At 41.8% G+C, this 541-nt stretch carries 1 tRNA gene; it reads right to left on the minus strand.

Features of this window, described 5'->3' with window-relative positions:
- Positions 1-432: 432 nt before the first annotated feature.
- Positions 433-508 (minus strand) — tRNA-Ala (locus L5M71_RS23160).
- Positions 509-541 lie beyond the last annotated feature (33 nt).

The raw sequence follows: 541 nt of genomic DNA on the forward strand, positions 1-541 counted from the left end.
CGCAAGTTACTACGTCCTTCATCGCCTCTGACTGCCAAGGCATCCACCGTATACGCTTAGTCGCTTAACCATACAACCCAAATGAGTTTCACTCACCTGCGCCGCATTGCGACCAGCTTGGTTTTACTTGTCTCACTTCTGACCAAAGAAGTGGACGCGCCTTAGACGTAAACTATCCAATAAAGAATAATTTACTATTGAATATTCAAGACACTTAATAAAGTGTTTGAGAACTCATGTTCAATGCTTGCGCATTAAACGTTTTGTAATTAATCACATGACAGACTCATGCAATTAAATACTATCAGCTTTCCAAATTGTTAAAGAGCGGGCTTAAAAAAGCCAAAGATAATTTTTAAGTTTATCTTTGGCATCTCTATCCATAGTGCATATGCCTTATTACTTTGCAATAAAGTCAGAATAAGGTGTAAATGGTGGAGCTATGCGGGATCGAACCGCAGACCTCCTGCGTGCAAGGCAGGCGCTCTCCCAGCTGAGCTATAGCCCCATTTACATGCAGTGCGAGTAAGTAAGATGTTCC

This window comes from Shewanella sp. SW1 (genome assembly GCF_025653545.1).
In the GTDB taxonomy this organism is placed as follows: Bacteria; Pseudomonadota; Gammaproteobacteria; order Enterobacterales; family Shewanellaceae; genus Shewanella; species Shewanella oncorhynchi.